The 18,033-nt window shown below is 46.9% G+C and carries 8 protein-coding genes; 7 read left to right on the forward strand and 1 reads right to left on the reverse strand.

The window, feature by feature from the left end; translation table 11 throughout:
- Nucleotides 1-67: 67 nt before the first annotated feature.
- The 7 genes from U2P89_RS07485 (at nt 68) to U2P89_RS07515 (ending at nt 16,670) form a co-directional block, all read left to right on the forward strand.
- Entirely contained in the window at nt 68-1,726 is a 1,659-nt protein-coding gene (locus U2P89_RS07485) for a ribulokinase (protein WP_313381040.1), read from the forward strand.
- A gap of 40 nt (nt 1,727-1,766) precedes the next feature.
- Nucleotides 1,767-3,512 carry a sodium:solute symporter gene (locus tag U2P89_RS07490; RefSeq protein ID WP_076929206.1) on the forward strand — a complete coding sequence of 582 codons (1,746 nt, stop codon included), beginning with the start codon at nt 1,767-1,769 and terminating at the stop codon, nt 3,510-3,512.
- 356 nt (nt 3,513-3,868) lie between these two features.
- Nucleotides 3,869-6,469: an alpha-L-arabinofuranosidase C-terminal domain-containing protein gene (locus U2P89_RS07495; RefSeq protein ID WP_322191094.1), complete on the forward strand. Its 2,601-nt coding sequence runs from the start codon at nt 3,869-3,871 to the stop codon at nt 6,467-6,469.
- A gap of 189 nt (nt 6,470-6,658) precedes the next feature.
- Nucleotides 6,659-7,714 carry a glycoside hydrolase family 43 protein gene (locus U2P89_RS07500; RefSeq protein WP_416188625.1) on the forward strand — a complete coding sequence of 352 codons (1,056 nt, stop codon included), beginning with the start codon at nt 6,659-6,661 and terminating at the stop codon, nt 7,712-7,714.
- A gap of 164 nt (nt 7,715-7,878) precedes the next feature.
- Nucleotides 7,879-12,072, forward strand: coding sequence for a beta-L-arabinofuranosidase domain-containing protein (locus U2P89_RS07505; RefSeq protein WP_322191095.1), 4,194 nt, complete (start codon nt 7,879-7,881; stop codon nt 12,070-12,072).
- A gap of 110 nt (nt 12,073-12,182) precedes the next feature.
- Nucleotides 12,183-14,525: a beta-galactosidase gene (locus U2P89_RS07510; protein WP_322191096.1), complete on the forward strand. Its 2,343-nt coding sequence runs from the start codon at nt 12,183-12,185 to the stop codon at nt 14,523-14,525.
- 183 nt (nt 14,526-14,708) lie between these two features.
- Entirely contained in the window at nt 14,709-16,670 is a 1,962-nt protein-coding gene (locus U2P89_RS07515; RefSeq protein WP_091906253.1) for an alpha-L-arabinofuranosidase C-terminal domain-containing protein, read from the forward strand.
- Between the two features lie 118 nt (nt 16,671-16,788).
- Here the strand turns inward: U2P89_RS07515 and U2P89_RS07520 are convergent, their stop codons facing one another.
- Nucleotides 16,789-18,030: an NADP-dependent isocitrate dehydrogenase gene (locus U2P89_RS07520; protein ID WP_322191097.1), complete on the reverse strand. Its 1,242-nt coding sequence runs from the start codon at nt 18,028-18,030 to the stop codon at nt 16,789-16,791.
- Between the last annotated feature and the right edge of the window lie 3 nt (nt 18,031-18,033).

Here is an 18,033-nt window from a genome sequence, read left to right on the forward strand (position 1 = left end):
TAAAGCCTTGCACTAAAAGTGCATAGTTTTAACTAACGAACTTAAAAAATAAAAAGGATAAGAAGAGATGAGTAAATACGTCATAGGATTAGATTACGGCACGGACTCATGTCGTGCCATCATTGCCGATGCCTTGAGCGGTAAGGAAATATCTACCGCGGTGAAATATTATCCGCGTTGGAAACAGGGGAAGTATTGTGATCCCAAAACCAACCGTTACCGCCAGCATCCGCTTGATTATATAGAAGTACTGGAAGGATGCATCCGGGAAGCATTGTCAAAAGCTCCTGCGGGCATTGCCGAAAATGTGACAGGTATGGCATTCGATACTACAGGATCGACTCCTGTGCTGATCGACGAAGAAGGTACTCCTCTGGCTTTACGGCCTGAGTTCGCCGAAAACCCCAATGCGATGTTCGTTCTCTGGAAGGACCATACCTCGGTGAAAGAGGCGGCCGAAATCAATGCGCTGGCAAAGAGATGGGAAATCGATTATACCGCTTATGAAGGGGGTATTTATTCCTCCGAATGGGTATGGGCCAAGATGCTGCATCTCCTGCGCGAAGATGGGCAGGTACGGGGAGCAGCTTATTCGTGGGCGGAACACTGTGACTGGATGCCCGCATTAATCACCGGGAATTCCAAACCGGAAACGATGCCGAGAAGCCGTTGTGCTGCAGGACACAAAGCAATGTGGCATGCTTCGTGGGACGGACTGCCTTCCGAAGAATTCCTGACAGCGCTGGATCCGCTGCTTGCCGGCTTCCGTTCACGTTTGTATCAAGAGACCTACCCTAGCAATGTAAAAGTGGGGTACCTGACTTCCGAGTGGGCCGAACGGCTGGGATTGACTACCAACGTGGCCGTGGCCGTGGGAGCGTTCGACTGCCACATGGGAGCTGTAGGAGCACAGATCAAGCCGGGAGATTTCGTGCGTGTGATCGGTACGTCTACCTGCGATATCATGGCGGTGCCTTATGAGGAGATCGGCGACAAATTGATCCCGGGTATCTGCGGACAAGTAGACGGATCGGTGATCCCCGGAATGGTCGGGCTGGAGGCCGGACAATCGGGCTTCGGAGATATTTATGCCTGGTTCAAACAGGTATTGGAATGGCCACTCAAACAGCTCGTCACCAAATCGAATCTGCTGGATATGGAAACAAAAGAAAAACTGATTACAGAAATTACAGATGCGATCATCCCCGAACTGACTAAGGAAGCTGAAAAAGTGCCGGTGGGCGAAAGCACCCTTATCGCTACCGACTGGATGAACGGACGCCGTACACCTGATGCCAATCAACTGTTGACAGGTTCTATTTGCGGATTGACGTTGGGAAGCACCGCACCCCTGATCTTCAGGGCACTGGTAGAAGCAACTGCCTACGGTTCCAAGGCGATCGTCGATCGTTTTCTGGAAAACGGAATTGAGATCAAAGAAGTGATCGGTATAGGCGGTATTTCTTTAAAATCACCTTTCGTGATGCAAACCTTATCCGATGTGTTGGGCATGCCGATCAAAGTGGCAAAGACCGAGCAGGCATGCGCCTTCGGAGCCGCTATGTTCGCAGCCGTTGCAGCAGGTGTATATGAGAAAGTGGAGGATGCCCAGGATGCGATGGGACAAGGATTTGCTTTCGAATACCATCCGAACGCTGAAAATCACGCCGTATATATGGAGTTGTATAAGAAATACCAACAAATCGGTAAGTTCACTGAAAACTAACTGTTTCGTTAATCGAATATATACTTTTAAAAAACATCTTATGAATTGGAATTCACATGAATTTATTTGGCTGGATTGGGCAATTATCATTATTGGAATTTTAGCTGTAACCTGGGCTGTATGGCGTTCTATACAGAAAGATAAACGTTCGCAACAAGGTCCTGACAGTGAAGATTACCTGTTTGGTAAAGGTGAGCCATGGTATATTATTGGTGCGGCTATCTTTGCCGCCAATATCGGTTCGGAACACCTGGTGGGCCTTGCCGGTACCGGTGCAAAGGCAGGAGTGGGTATGGCACACTGGGAAATGCAGGGATGGATGATACTCATCTTAGGGTGGCTTTTTGTACCCTTCTATCAACTGTTGAATATTAAGATGGGAAAGATCATCACAATGCCCGATTTCCTTAAATACCGCTACACACCTACAACCGGTTCGTGGCTCTCTATCATTACACTTATAGCCTATGTGCTGACAAAAGTGAGTGTCACGGCATTCACCGGTGGTATCTTTATGCAAAGCCTTCTTGGCTTGCCTTTCTGGTTCGGGGCTATCGGCCTGATCGTTTTAACAGGGATCTTTACCGTCCTGGGTGGGATGAAAGGGGTGATGACGCTGTCGGCAATTCAAACACCTATACTGATCCTCGGTTCGTTCCTTGTGTTGTTCCTCGGATTGTCGGCACTTGGAGGCGGCAATATTGCTGAAGGTTGGACTGCAATGATTGAACATGCCAAAACTCTGAACGTAGGAGAAGATGGCGTCGCATACGGTACCAACCGTATGTTCCATTTCAATACAGGCGACCCGTTATATGATGATTATCCCGGTTTTTGGGTATTTATCGGGGCATCGATTATCGGATTCTGGTATTGGTGTACCGATCAGCACATCGTTCAACGTGTCCTTGGACAACGTAAGGGCGAACCTGCTGACGTAGTGATGAAACGTGCACGCAGAGGAACCATTGCTGCGGGTTATTTCAAATTGTTGCCTGTATTTATGTTTTTGATACCGGGGATGGTAGCCGCTGCATTGGCAGCACGTCCCGATAGCGGTTTCTCGTTAAGCGACCCTGATACCGCTTTTGGTTCCATGGTCAAGTTTGTATTGCCGGCCGGTGTAAAAGGGATTGTTACCATAGGCTTTATATCTGCGTTGGTTGCCTCTTTGGCGGCTTTCTTCAATTCTTGTGCCACGCTGTTTACGGAAGACTTTTACAAGCCGATGTTCAAAAACAAAAGCGAAGCTACCTACGTTCTGGTAGGCCGCATCGCCACAGTCGTCGTTGTGATACTGGGTATTGTATGGATACCTATCATGATGAGTCTCGGCAGCCTTTACGATTATCTGCAAGGCATCCAGTCGCTGCTCGCTCCCGCGATGGTGGCTGTATTCGCGTTGGGTATATTTTCCAAGCGAATTACACCAAAAGCTGGTGAGGCCGGGATGATCGTGGGCTTTATTATCGGAATGGTACGCCTGCTGACCAATATCTTTACCAATACAGGGAAAGACGTGATGACAGGCTGGTTCTGGGAAAACACTACCTGGTTCTGGCAAACCAACTGGCTTATCTTTGAGGTGTGGTTGCTCGTCTTTATCATGGGCATGATGGTTGTAGTATCATTTTTCACCCCGAAACCAACTGCTAAGCAAATTGAAGCGATCACTTTCACAGGCGATTACAAAGCACTTATCAGAAAAAGCTGGAATAAGTGGGATGTGATTGCTTCCCTCGGGGTAGTGGCTCTTTGTGCGTTATTTTATATTTATTTCTGGTAAAAACTCTTTTATCGACAAGCGGATATCCTATCCGGATTCCGCTTGTTTTTCTCAACTTTTGCATGTGAATCTGAAACATGAGCAACTGAAGCATTCGGCTTGCAAAAATCAAATTATTCAAGTTTCGCAAGTCTTATGATTGTAACTAAAACATCCGTCTGACGATATTTTGTGACCCATTATAGTTCTCATTTACTGAAAGAGTAGAACTCACTTCGTTCAAACAACTACTCTTTCTTACGTTCATCTCGAACTATGGGTCCCCACAAAATATCTAAAGGTCTCCGTTTTAGTTGTATACATTCTCAATTTACATGCGAAAGTTGAATCAAATTATTTATAAAAACCGTTCTGTAATGATAGTAATCGAGAAAAAAAGTAAAGCTTTAAAGATATTTTTTTCCCTGAGCATATTGCTATTCAATATTCTCTTTTTAAGAGCCAATGAACCCGATTCAGCATATATTTTTGCTTATGGTGATGAGAACGGAGAGGGATTGTATTTCGCATGGAGTATCGATCAGGATAACTGGCATACTATCGGCAACAAATACCCCTTTCTGAGATCTGACTACGGCAGATGGGGTTCTCAGAAAAGGATGTACGACCCGTTCCTGTTTCAGGCATCTGATGGGCAATGGCACTCCGTCTGGAGTCTGAATGATACGGATGGAGCCGTCGCTCATGCCGTCTCTTCCGATCTGGTATATTGGAAACCACAATCTTATCCGGTATTGATGCCCCATGGGAACTGCCTGAGACCTGAAATTTCCTGCGATGTGCAAAGAAAAGAATTTCATATTCTCTGGCATAGCGATAAACCCGAACAAGGAGTGTTTCACAGTTTTACCGGCGATTTCAAGCATTACTCGCCCGCCGCAAGAAACGACCAATTCGAAAGTGCCAGAAGGAATGTTTCCATCGCAGGCAGACAGCAGACCGGCACGCTCCATCACGTTTCATGGGCGGTGATCGACAGACTTATCCAGGCTCAGAGGCTGTCTGCTTATAAGCAGATTTTAAATGAGGAAAGAGTAGAGATGGATCACGGTCAGTTCAAGGAACCGGTCACTATTTCCATTTCACCGGATATCCGGAAAAAGAAATCGATCAGCGATTTATTGATCGGTATATTTTACGAGGATATCAACTATGCCGCCGACGGAGGGCTGTATGCCGAATTGGTTCAAAACCGCGGTTTCGAATATGCCTTGAGTGATAAGGAAGGTAGGGATAAGAACTGGAACAACCGTACCGCCTGGTCGGTAATCAATGCAGACACTTTTCTGATCGATACGGTCTCCCCTATTCACGTCAACAATAAACATTATGCCGTCTTACAGATTGAGAAAACAGGGGTTGCACTCGTCAATGAAGGATTTAACGGTATTCCGGTGAAAGCGGGTGAAAAATATGATCTCTCCCTGTTTGCCCGTAGCCCCGGGAAAACAAGAGGCCGTATTTTAGTACGGCTCACCGGAAAAGACGGTGAAATATACGGAGAAACTACTACACGTACAATCAGTACCGACTGGCAGAAACTGGAAGCTGTTATTACGGCAACCCGTACTGCCAACGACGCCCGTATCGAAGTGATACCGCAACAAACGGGCCGGGTAAACCTGGATATGGTCTCCCTTTTTCCGCAGAAAACATTCAAAGGGCGCAAAAACGGGTTAAGAGCCGATCTGGCGCAAGCATTGGCCGACCTGAAACCCCGCTTCATGCGTTTTCCGGGCGGGTGCGTGGCGCATGGCGACGGGATCGGAAATATCTATCGCTGGGAGAATACCATCGGGCCGCTTGAAACGCGTAAGCCGCAACGTAATCTCTGGGGGTATCACCAGTCGTTCGGACTGGGCTATTTTGAATATTTCCAGTTCTGTGAAGATATCGGTGCCGAACCTATCCCCGTTGTGGCGGCAGGTGTTCCCTGCCAGAACTCCGCACACCATGGATGTGTGATCGGTGGACAGCAAGGGGGTATTCCCATGGAAGAGATGGATGAATATATCCAGTCCGTTTTAAATCTGATCGAGTACGCCAACGGCGATGCAAAATCCGAATGGGGCAGAAAAAGAGCGGAGGCGGGCCATCCGAAACCTTTCAACCTGAAATATATCGGAGTCGGTAATGAAGACCTGATCTCCGATGTTTTTGTGGAGAGGTTTACGATGATATATAATGCCATTAAGGCTAAGTACCCCGAAATAACGGTGATCGGAACAGCCGGTCCTTTCAGCGAAGGATCCGACTATGTGGAAGGTTGGGATCTGGCAACCGAACTGGGACTTGCCCTGGTCGACGAACATTATTACCAGCCGCCCGGATGGTATCTCAACAACCAGGATTATTACGACAGGTACGACCGCTCAAAAGCCAAAGTATATCTGGGTGAATACGCAGCCCATGTCCCGGGCCGCCATAACAATCTTGAAACAGCGCTCTGCGAAGCATTGCACCTGATCAATATCGAACGGAACGGGGATATTGTGGAGATGACGTCTTATGCTCCATTGCTGGCAAAAGAAGGATTCACGCAGTGGAACCCCGACCTGATCTATTTCAATAATACCGAAGTGAAGCCGACCGTTGGATATTATGTCCAGAAACTATTCGGACACCATTCCGGAAATGAATACATTTCCGGCAATATCATTCGTTCGGATAACCGGGAAGATATCGGAAAACGAGTTGCGTCCTCTTTTGTAATAGATAGCCAGACCAATGATCTGATCATTAAACTGGTTAATCTATTGCCTGTCCCCGTTTCTTCGTCGATTGATTTGTCGGACATAAAGATAGCCGACAGCCAGTCAGACTTAACAGTAATGAAAGGTAAACCGGACGATAAAACTGTCAGACCTGAAGAATCAAAACTGACCGTTTCCGGGCAACTCGAATATGAATTGCCGGCTTATTCTTTTTCGATAATTCGTATAAAAACGAATATATAGATTATTCAAGTTCCGCATGTGATTTTGAACTGTATGCAACTAAAGCGGAGACCTATAGCTGTTTTACGGGATACCCATAGCAGGCAGGGAACGTAAGGATAAATCATTTAATGATTAATTTGTTACTCATATCTGCAAGATTTTTCTATGGTCTCCGCCCGCAATTAATTATAATTTTGTAAATAGAATATGGATAAACAGAAATTAACACTACTGCTCTCTTTCGTATGTTTACTCGCAACATCGGCTTCCTGTAAATCCGGGCCAAAAGAAAAAGAGATGGCTGCCTACCTGCTTGTCTATTTCACCGATCCTACCCACAGCCTTTTTATGGCATTAAGTTCCGACGGATACACATTTACGGATGTGAATAACGGCCAGCCGGTGATTGGAGGCGACACTATCGCTACACAAAAGGGCATTCGCGATCCGCATATCACACGCGGCCCCGATGATGCATTTTACCTGGCAATGACCGACCTGCATATTTTCGCTCAACGTGAAGGATACCGCACAACCGAATGGGAACGCGACGGGGATATCCATGGATGGGGCAATAACCGTGGTTTTGTACTGATGAAATCATACGACCTTATCAACTGGACACGGAGTAATGTATTGGTAGAGGAACAGTTTCCCCATCTTAATGTCTCCTGCGCATGGGCGCCACAAACTATCTACGACGCAGTAGAAGGAAAGATGATGCTCTATTTTACCATGCGGCTTGATGGTGGTAAGACAAAAATGTATTACGCTTATACTGATGATGATTTTACAAAACTAGTTTCGGAACCCACATTGATTTTCGAATATCCCAACCCTGAAGTACAGGTGCTGGACGCCGATATAACCACCTTGCCTGACGGACGGTTCGTCATGACCTATGTCGCCCAGGAAGGGCCGGCAGGAATTAAAATGGCCGTTTCGGATAAAATCAACAGCGGCTACGAGTATCAACCCGACCAGATCGATTTTGAACCAGCCTCCTGCGAGGCTCCGAATGTATGGAAACGTATCGGCGAAGATAAATGGGTGTTGATGTATGATATATTCAGCATCAACCCGCATAATTTCGGTTTTGCCGAAACATCCGACTTTGTAAATTTTACTCACTTGGGACATTTTAATGAAGGGCAAATGAAAACGACCAACTTCAGTTCGCCCAAGCATGGGGCAGTGATCCAGGTCTCCAAAGAGGAAGCACAGAAGTTAGCCGGACATTGGGGTTTACAAATGGAGTTCTGATAAAAATATTAATTTAAGTTTCGCAAGTCGTATGATTGCAACTAAAGCTTCCGTCTGACGATATTTTGTGACCCATTACAGTTCTTGTTCACTCGCTTTAGTTACATACATTTCAAATTTAAATGCAAAACTTGAGATATTAACTATAACAATAGAAAAACAGGATGAATAGAAAAAAGCTCAACTGGATACTACTTTGTTTTATCTGCTTCTCTTTTGCGAATGCTCAGGTAAATCCGCAGATAGAATATTTCAGGTTACAGGATATCAGACTTTTGGAAAGCCCTTTCAAACACGCGGAAGAATTAAACAAGCAATATCTGCTGGAGATGGATGCCGATCGGCTCCTTGCACCTTTTCTAAGGGAGGCAGGTCTGCCACAGAAAACCGAGAGTTATACCAACTGGGAGAATACGGGGCTCGACGGGCATATCGGAGGACATTACCTCTCCGGACTGTCGCTGATGGTTGCATCTACGGGAGATGCGCAGATCAAAAGCCGGCTGGATTACATGCTCGCTGAACTAAAACGGTGCCAGGACGCCAACGGTAACGGCTATATCGGAGGCGTACCCGGTGGAAAAGCGATATGGGAAGAGGTTGCCGCAGGAAATATCCGCGCCGGCGGGTTCGACCTGAACGGTAAATGGGTGCCGCTCTACAATATCCATAAGACCTACGCAGGACTGAGAGATGCCTGGCTGGTGGCAGGGAATGAAGAAGCGAAGGAGATGTTGATAAAAATGACCGATTGGGCAATCACGCTTGTTTCCAGATTATCGGAAGAGCAATTACAGGATATGCTTCGCAGCGAACACGGTGGATTGAACGAAACCTTTGCCGACGTGGCAGCCATTACGGGTGACGAAAAATACCTCGAACTGGCACACAAATTCTCTCATCAACTGATATTGGAACCTTTGCTTCATCATCAGGATAAACTGACCGGAATGCATGCCAATACCCAGATACCAAAGGTATTGGGGTTCAAGCGTATTGCAGACCTCGAAGGCAACAAATCGTGGGAAGCGGCAGCCCGTTTCTTCTGGCAAACCGTAGTGGAAAACCGGTCGGTATCCATCGGGGGAAACAGTGTTTCCGAACATTTCAACTCGGTGGACGATTTCTCACGGATGATCAGCAGCATCGAAGGCCCCGAAACATGCAACACCTATAACATGTTGCGGTTAACTAAAATGCTATATCAGACCTCGAAAGATAAGAAATATGTAGACTATTACGAACGTGCTCTTTACAATCATATCCTCTCTACCCAACATCCACATACGGGCGGTTATGTCTATTTCACGCAAATGCGTCCCGGACATTACAGAGTCTATTCGCAACCGCATACCAGCATGTGGTGTTGCGTGGGATCGGGGATGGAGAATCATTCGAAATACGGTGAGATGATCTATGCCCATACGGACAACGAGCTATATATCAATCTTTTTATTCCATCCTCGTTACAGTGGAAGCAGCAGGATACGGAGATCATTCAGGAAAACAACTTTCCCTATGAAGCCTCCACGCAGATTAGCCTGAATCCCCGTAAACAGAAGCAGTTTACACTGTTATTGCGTTATCCTGAATGGGTAAATGAAGGAACTATAAAAATTAAAGTGAACGGGAAATCATATCCCGTAGAGAATAAAAACGGATATATTCCTGTCGACAGAAAATGGAAAAAAGGCGATAAAGTGGTGATGGAGATGCCGATGACGCTGAAAGCTGAACAACTACCGGACGGATCCGGCTACTATTCGTTCCTGTATGGTCCGATAGTACTTGCTGCAAAAACCGGCACTGAAGACCTGGCAGGTTTGTTTGCCGATGACAGCAGAGGCGGGCATATCGCACACGGAAAACAAATTCCGATGAAAAATATGCCACTGTTAGTGGGAGAGCCCGATAAGTTGACCTCTTACCTCTCTCCTGTGCCCGGTAAGCCGCTGACCTTTCATCTGAGTAACCTTTACCCGGAAAAGTATGCAGAGGGTATGGAGCTGGTTCCCTTCTTCAGCCTGCATGAGTCCCGCTATATCATGTACTGGCCGCAGGCGACCGAAGAAGAAGCAGATAATATCCGGCTTGAGCAGGAAAAGCAGGAAGCCGAACGATTGAAACTGGATGCAGTAACGATAGACAGAGTAGTATGCGGGGAACAGCAACCCGAATCGGATCATTTTATCGCATCTGAGAATTCTGGAGCGGGCGTTTTTGAAGATACCCGCTGGCGTGAAGCAAACGGATGGTTCAGTTATAAACTAAAAAACAACGATCGGAAAGCCCGTCACCTCTATGTGGCATATTTCGACAAGGATCGATCCCGTAATTTTGAGATCCTTGTCAATGATGTACGGGTAAAAGGTTTTTCATTAACGGGAAATAAGGGAGATGAGGTACAGAAGCTGATTATTCCCATTCCGGAGAGTATTTCCCAAAGTGAGACCCTTACGGTAAAATTCCTGGCAATGCCGGGAAGCATGACCGGAAAGATAGCAGAGGTCCGTGCACTCTCTCAATCTGTCGGAGAGCCTGAATATGTTGCCTACCTGTTTGCCTATTTTACCGGTAACAAGGTGGAAGAAGAAGCGGTGAGGTATGCCATCAGCAGCAACGGCTATAACTATTATACGCTGAACAACAACCAGCCGGTGATCGACTCGAAAAAGATCAGTTCGACCGGAGGCGTGCGTGATCCCCATATTCTGCGGGGTGAAGATGGAAAAACATTTTACATGGTGTTGACCGATATGACCTCCTCGAAAGGATGGGATTCGAATCGCGCCATGGTGATGCTCACATCGACCGACCTGGTTAACTGGACATCGAACATTATCAACATCCAGGAGAAGTACGAAGGGCAGGAAGACCTGAAACGGGTATGGGCGCCGCAAACCATTTACGATCCGGAAGCCGGGAAATACATGGTATACTGGTCGATGAAACACGGAGACGGCGCTGATATCATTTACTATGCTTACGCCAATGACGATTTCACCGACCTGGAGGGAGAACCCCGTCCGTTGTTCCTGCCTGAAAACGGAAAATCGTGTATCGATGGGGATATTATCCTCAAAGACGGACTGTTCTATATGTTCTACAAGACCGAAGGGCATGGCAACGGCATCAAACTGGCAACTACCCGTTCGCTGACCTCCGGGCAATGGACAGAGCATGAGGATTACAAGCAGCAGACGCCGGAAGCCGTCGAAGGATCAAGTGTATTCAAACTGATCGATTCCGACAAATATATATTGATGTATGACGTCTATATGAAAGGAGCCTATCAGTTCACCGAAAGTACCGACCTGATGAATTTCCGGGTGATCGACCATGAGATTTCCATGGATTTCCATCCCCGGCATGGATCCATTATTCCTATCACACAAAAAGAGCTGGATGCCCTGATCGCAAAATGGGGTAAACCTGAAAAATTCTCTGTAAATATCCCCAACCCTGTACTGAAAGGATTTTTTGCCGACCCGTATGCCCTTTATTCCAACAAAACGAACAAATACTACATCTATCCCACAAGCGATGGGTATAACGGGTGGTCAGGTACCTATTTTAAAACCTTCTCGTCGGAAAACCTTTCCGAATGGAAAGACGAAGGCATCATCCTTGATCTGAAAAAAGATGTCTCCTGGGCCGACAGGAACGCCTGGGCACCCTGCGCCATCGAAAAAAAGACGAAAGATGGATATAAGTATTATTACTATTTTACGGCAGCACAGAAAATAGGTGTAGCGGTCGCCAATGATCCCGCCGGTCCGTTTGTCGATTCCGGTAAACCACTGATCGACTTCAAACCCGAAGGTGTGAGAGGTGGACAGGAAATCGATCCTGATGTATTCTGTGATCCGGTAACAGGCAAAAATTATCTTTATTGGGGCAACGGCTATATGGCCGTGGCGGAACTGAATGACGATATGGTATCCATTAAAAGGAACACCATCAAAGTGATGACGCCCGACAATACATTCCGTGAAGCGATCCATCTCTTTTACCGCAACGGCATCTATTATTTCCTCTGGTCGGAAGATGATACCCGAAGTGAGAATTACAGGGTACGCTATGCTACCTCAAAATCTCCATTGGGGCCACTTACCATTCCTGAGAATAACCTGATCCTGTCGAAGTCCCCTGACGAAGGGATTTGGGGTACAGGTCATAATTCAACATTAAAAATAAAAGATAAGGACGAATGGTATATTGTGTATCACCGCTTTTTCCGTCCCGAAGGAATCAAGTGGGGCGATGCAGCCGGTTATCACCGGGAAGTATGTATCGACCGCATGGAGTTCAACGAGGATGGGAGCATCAGGCCGGTGGTGCCGACGTCAAGAAGATAGTGTGCTTCGCACAGATTGAATGAGATTGAAAAAGATTGAATGAGATTGAGAATCAGCAATTTTTAATCTTGAATCTTGAATCTTGAATTCTGAATCTAACAATAAAACATATGAAGAAAATAATTTTACTAATCGGCCTCCTGGCCATATTGACAAGCAGTTGTAATAACAACGCGAAGGGAACGTTCGAAGTAGGGCAGAATACCTTCCTCCTGAATGGTGAACCTTTCGTGGTGAAAGCGGCAGAACTCCATTATCCGCGTATTCCGCGGGAATATTGGGAACACCGTATTCAAATGACCAAAGCGTTAGGAATGAATACGATTTGCCTTTATATTTTCTGGAATATCCATGAACCGGAAGAAGGACAATTCGATTTCACCGGAAATAACGACGTGGCCGCCTTCTGCCGGTTGGCCCGGAAGCACGGAATGCATGTGATCGTCCGTCCGGGACCCTATGTCTGCGCCGAATGGGAGATGGGGGGATTACCCTGGTGGTTATTGAAGAAAAGCGATATCAAGCTTCGGGACAACGATCCCTATTTTCTCGAACGCACCCGGCTGTTTATGAACGAGGTGAGCAAACAGCTCGCAGACCTGCAAATCACAAGAGGAGGTAATATCATCATGTTCCAGGTGGAAAACGAGTACGGTGCATACGGCACCAATAAGGAGTATGTAGCCAATATCCGCGATATTGTAAGAGATGCAGGATTGGATGAAGTGCCTCTTTTTCAGTGTGACTGGAACTCCAACTTCGAGAACAATGCACTCGACGACCTGTTATGGACGATCAATTTCGGTACCGGAGCAAATATAGAAGACCAGTTCCGCCGCCTGAAAGAACTGCGTCCCGAAAGTCCGCTGATGTGCAGCGAATTCTGGTCGGGCTGGTTCGACCACTGGGGTGCCAAGCACGAAACACGCAGTGCGGAAGCGCTGGTAGCGGGATTGAAGGAGATGCTGGATCAGAATATTTCGTTCAGCCTATATATGACGCACGGTGGGACAAGTTTCGGACACTGGGGTGGAGCCAATTTCCCCAATTTTTCGCCTACCACCACCTCTTACGACTATGATGCTCCCATCAACGAATATGGCAGGGCAACAGAGAAATATTACCAGGTACGCAAACTGCTGGAACAATATCTTCCCGAAGGAGAACAGTTGCCTCCTGTTCCGGATTCGATACCCACTATTTCGATTCCTGAATTCGAATTGACCGAAAATGCAGTGCTATTCGACAATCTCCCGGAACCGGTACGCAGTGAAGAGGTAAAATCGATGGAATATTTCGAGCAGGGATGGGGAAGTATACTTTACCGCACCAAACTGAAAGAATCGGCGGCACGTCAGACACTGGTGATCACGGAAGCCAATGACTGGACACAGGTATTTATAAACGGTGAACGGATAGCTGCTCTCAGCCGCCTGAAAGGAGAAGGGACTGCCGTACTGCCACCCGTAAAGGAAGGTGATGTACTGGATATTCTTGTGGAAGCGATGGGACGTATGAATTTCGGTAAGGGGATATACGACTGGAAAGGGATTACCGAAAAAGTGGAACTTGTTACTGAGGACGGAACAACCGAACTGAAGGGCTGGGAAGTATACAACATCCCGGTAGATTATGCATTTGCAAAAAATAAAACTTATCGTGAAGAGGCCAATACTGCCGGGCATCCCGCCTATTACCGGGGCACCTTTACGCTGGATGAAACCGGCGACACCTTCCTCGATATGAGGAATTGGAGTAAAGGAATGATCTGGGTGAACGGTTATGCTATCGGACGTTACTGGCATATCGGTCCCCAGCAAGCGTTATATGTGCCGGGATGCTGGCTGAAGAAGGGTAAGAACGAAGTGATCGTGCTGGATATGGCTTCTCCGGAGAAGCCAGCACTGAACGGATTACGTGAACCTATTCTCGATCAGCTTTCACTGCAAGGTTCCGCCTATGCGCACCGGAAAGCGGGAGAAGAGTTGAATCTCAGCGGCGAGCAGGCCTACTATACCGGATCGTTTAAACCGGGGAACGGGTGGCAGCATGTGAAATTCGGGAAACAGGAGCAGATCCGTTATTTCTGCCTTGAATCACTCAATTCACACGAAGGAGACAATTATGCCGCCATCGCGGAACTGGAATTGCTGGGAGAAGACGGAAAACCCGTTTCACGTCAACACTGGAAAGTGGTGTATGCAGATAGTGAGGAGACCAACAGCGCCAATAATATTGCCTCCAATGTATTCGACCTGCAGGAATCGACCTTCTGGCATACCGATTATTCTACCCTTAATCCCGGCCATCCGCACCATATCGTCATCGATCTGGGTGAAGATAAAGTCATCAGCGGATTTTCATACCTGCCACGTCCCGAATCGGGAAAACCGGGTATGATTAAAGATTACAGGGTATATGTAAAGAAAACACCTTTTAAATTAACCCCATAACATATTGAATATGAAACGAGCATGAACATCATTACACCCAAGATGATGATTATTGCGAGTTCCATACACCAAAATGAAAAAATATAATAATCGTATGAAACGAGCATGAAAATGATTTCACACAAGATCATGACTAAAAGCGAGTTCCATATGATACCTTTGAAAATAAATAATTTTAATCATATGAAAAAATATTTTTTAATTATTCTCTTATCGTGCATATACATTAGTAGTATATCCGCACAACAAACCTACGAATTGGTTGTCAATGCCAGGAAACCGGGAGCAGAAATACAGCCCACCATGTACGGGTTGTTCTTCGAGGATATCAATTTCGGAGCCGATGGCGGTTTGTACGCCGAGCTGGTCAAAAACCGCTCTTTCGAATTTCCACAATCGTTGATGGGTTGGAACAGTTTCGGCAAAGTGGAAGTACGCAACGACGGCGCTCCCTTTGAGCGCAATCCTCACTATGTACGCCTGAACAACGCAGGACACGGGCATAAGCATACCGGACTGGAAAACGAGGGTTTCCGTGGGATTGGTGTGAAGAAAGATGCCACATACCGTTTCTCGGTCTGGGCACGATCCGGTAGTGCTGCCGGACAAAAGATCAGGATCGAATTGATCGACGCCAATAACGATCCTTTTGAACGAAAAGAACTGGCAATCGATTCTAAGGAATGGAAGAAATACGAAATTGTTCTTATCTCTCCAAAAGAGGAGCCAAAAGCTTCACTGCGTATATTCCTTACATCGGAAGGGCCGGTGGATCTGGAACATATTTCCCTTTTTCCCACCGATACATGGAAAGGCAGGGAGAATGGTTTGCGCAAGGATCTGGTGGAAGCGCTCAATGAACTCAATCCCGGTTTGTTTCGTTTCCCTGGTGGATGTATTGTGGAGGGAACCGACCTGGAAACGCGCTACGACTGGAAAAAATCTGTCGGACCGGTGGAAAACCGTCCGTTGAACGAAAACCGCTGGCACTACACGTTTGCCCACCGGTTATTCCCGGATTATTTCCAGACCTACGGAATGGGATTTTATGAACTGTTCCTGCTTTCCGAAGATATGGGTGCTGAACCGCTGCCCGTAGTGAACGTGGGATTATCCTGCCAGTACCAGAACGAAGGGGAACATTGCCATATACCGGTAGGAGAACTGCAGGATTATATCCAGGATGCGTTAGACCTTATTGAGTTTGCCAATGGTTCTACTTCGACTACCTGGGGTAAAGTCAGGGCGGAAATGGGACATCCCGAACCGTTTAACCTGAAGTTTATCGGTATCGGTAATGAACAATGGGGACCCGAATACCCTGCCCGACTGGAAAAATTTATCGAAGCTATCCGTGCACAATATCCCGAAATAAAGATCATCGGAAGCTCCGGGCCACAAGCCGAGGGTGAGGATTTCGATTATCTGTGGCCGGAGATGAAACGGTTGAAAGTGGACCTGGTGGATGAACATTATTACCGTTCGCCGGAATGGTTCCTGAAACAAGCTGCACGTTACGACTCCTATGACCGTAAAGGCCCAAAAGTATTTGCTGGTGAGTATGCCTGCCATCCTCAGAACAGAAAGAACAATTTTGAATCGGCATTGTGCGAGTCAGCATTTATGACGGGACTGGAACGGAATGCCGACATTGTCCACATGGCGACTTATGCCCCTCTGCTGGCACATGTGGATGCATGGCAGTGGCGTCCCGACCTGATCTGGTTCGATAACCTGCGTTGTGTGCGTACGCCCAATTATTATGTACAGAAGCTATACGCACACCATGCGGGTACCAATGTATTACCGCTTACATGGAATAAGAAAGCCCTTACAGGACAAGACGGATTGTATGCCTCTGCCGTGATCGATACCAATAAGAAAGAAATCATCGTGAAGTTAAGCAACGTATCGGAAGAAAACAAAGAGATACGGATCAGCTTAGAGGGTTTAAACCGCAGGATGAAGATACAACCGGAAGCACAGGCGATTCTGTTGAAGGGGGAAGCGGACAAAGAAAATACGCTGGACAATCCTGATGCCATTGTACCTGTCGACTCTTCCGTTTCTGTCAACGGAACGGTATTGCAAACGACAGCAGAAGCCGGATCATTCAATGTGTATAGGATTGCCTATACAGACTAGACTAACAGGTGTATGAAAAACTGCAGGGGCGACCGTTTTGATCGCTCCTGCTTTTTATCTTATTATATAATCATCAAATCGATAAATTATCACATCAAGAAACACCCTTTCCACCTTTTCACCTTTCCACCTTTTCACCTTCCCACTTCTTTTCCAGATTCCGCTTCAACGCCTGCAGGAATTCCTGCGTAGTGAGATATGTATCACGTGATGCATCGTTCCCGTAGACGAGGAGTGCCAGGTCTTTGGTCATCTCCCCACCTTCTACGGTTTCAATACACACCTGTTCCAACTTCTCACAGAAGTCGATAAGCGGTTGATTGCCGTCGAGCCGTCCCCGGTGCGCTAATCCACGTGTCCAGGCAAAAATAGAAGCAATAGGATTGGTACTGGTCTCCTTACCCTGCTGATGCTGGCGATAGTGCCGCGTCACCGTACCATGTGCCGCTTCGGCTTCCACCGTTTTACCGTCGGGTGTCACCAATACGGAGGACATCATCCCCAGCGAACCGAAACCCTGCGCTACCGTATCGGATTGCACATCTCCGTCGTAGTTCTTACATGCCCATACAAATCCACCACTCCACTTCATGGCCGCTGCCACCATATCATCGATCAACCGATGTTCGTAAGTGATACCGGCCTTCTCAAATTCAGCTTTGAATTCATTCTCATACACCTCCTCAAAAATATCCTTAAATCTACCATCATAGGCTTTCAGGATAGTATTCTTGGTAGACATGTAGAGCGGGTATTTTTTGGTCAGCGCCATCTGGAAGGACGAACGGGCAAATCCGTAGATAGATTCATCGGTATTGTACATCGCCATAGCTACCCCGTCACCCTTGAAATCATACACTTCCCAGCTCTGTGTCTCACCCTCTTCGTTGGTAAACGTCAGGCGAAGTGTTCCTTTGCCTTTGATTACTTTATCCGTGGCACGGTACTGGTCTCCAAAGGCATGACGCCCGATAATGATGGGTTCAGTCCATCCCTCTACATAACGGGGGATATTGCTACAGATGATCGGTTCCCGGAATACGGTTCCACCCACAATATTACGGATGGTTCCATTAGGCGATTTCCACATCTGCTTCAGTCCGAATTCCTTCACACGCGCCTCGTCGGGCGTGATGGTGGCGCACTTGATACCTACATTGTATTTTTTGATGGCCTCGGCGGCTTCTACCGTCACCTGGTCATCCGTAGCATCACGATGCTGTATGCCGAGGTCGAAATATTTAATCTCCAGATCGAGATAGGGTAAGATCAGTTGTTCTTTGATAAATGACCAGATGATACGGGTCATCTCATCGCCGTCCAACTCAACAACAGGATTGTTTACTTTTATTTTTTGCATGGA

The sequence above is a fragment of the Proteiniphilum sp. genome (genome assembly GCF_034331125.1).
Taxonomy (GTDB): domain Bacteria; phylum Bacteroidota; class Bacteroidia; order Bacteroidales; family Dysgonomonadaceae; genus Proteiniphilum; species Proteiniphilum saccharofermentans.

Coding starts and splice junctions, on each gene's coding strand:
- U2P89_RS07520 (WP_322191097.1), bottom strand. CDS start 18,030: ATGCAAAAAATAAAAGTAAACAATCCTGTTGTTGAGTTGGACGGCGAT.
- U2P89_RS07495 (WP_322191094.1), top strand. CDS start 3,869: ATGATAGTAATCGAGAAAAAAAGTAAAGCTTTAAAGATATTTTTTTCC.
- U2P89_RS07500 (WP_416188625.1), top strand. CDS start 6,659: ATGGATAAACAGAAATTAACACTACTGCTCTCTTTCGTATGTTTACTC.
- U2P89_RS07510 (WP_322191096.1), top strand. CDS start 12,183: ATGAAGAAAATAATTTTACTAATCGGCCTCCTGGCCATATTGACAAGC.
- U2P89_RS07490 (WP_076929206.1), top strand. CDS start 1,767: ATGAATTGGAATTCACATGAATTTATTTGGCTGGATTGGGCAATTATC.
- U2P89_RS07505 (WP_322191095.1), top strand. CDS start 7,879: ATGAATAGAAAAAAGCTCAACTGGATACTACTTTGTTTTATCTGCTTC.
- U2P89_RS07515 (WP_091906253.1), top strand. CDS start 14,709: ATGAAAAAATATTTTTTAATTATTCTCTTATCGTGCATATACATTAGT.
- U2P89_RS07485 (WP_313381040.1), top strand. CDS start 68: ATGAGTAAATACGTCATAGGATTAGATTACGGCACGGACTCATGTCGT.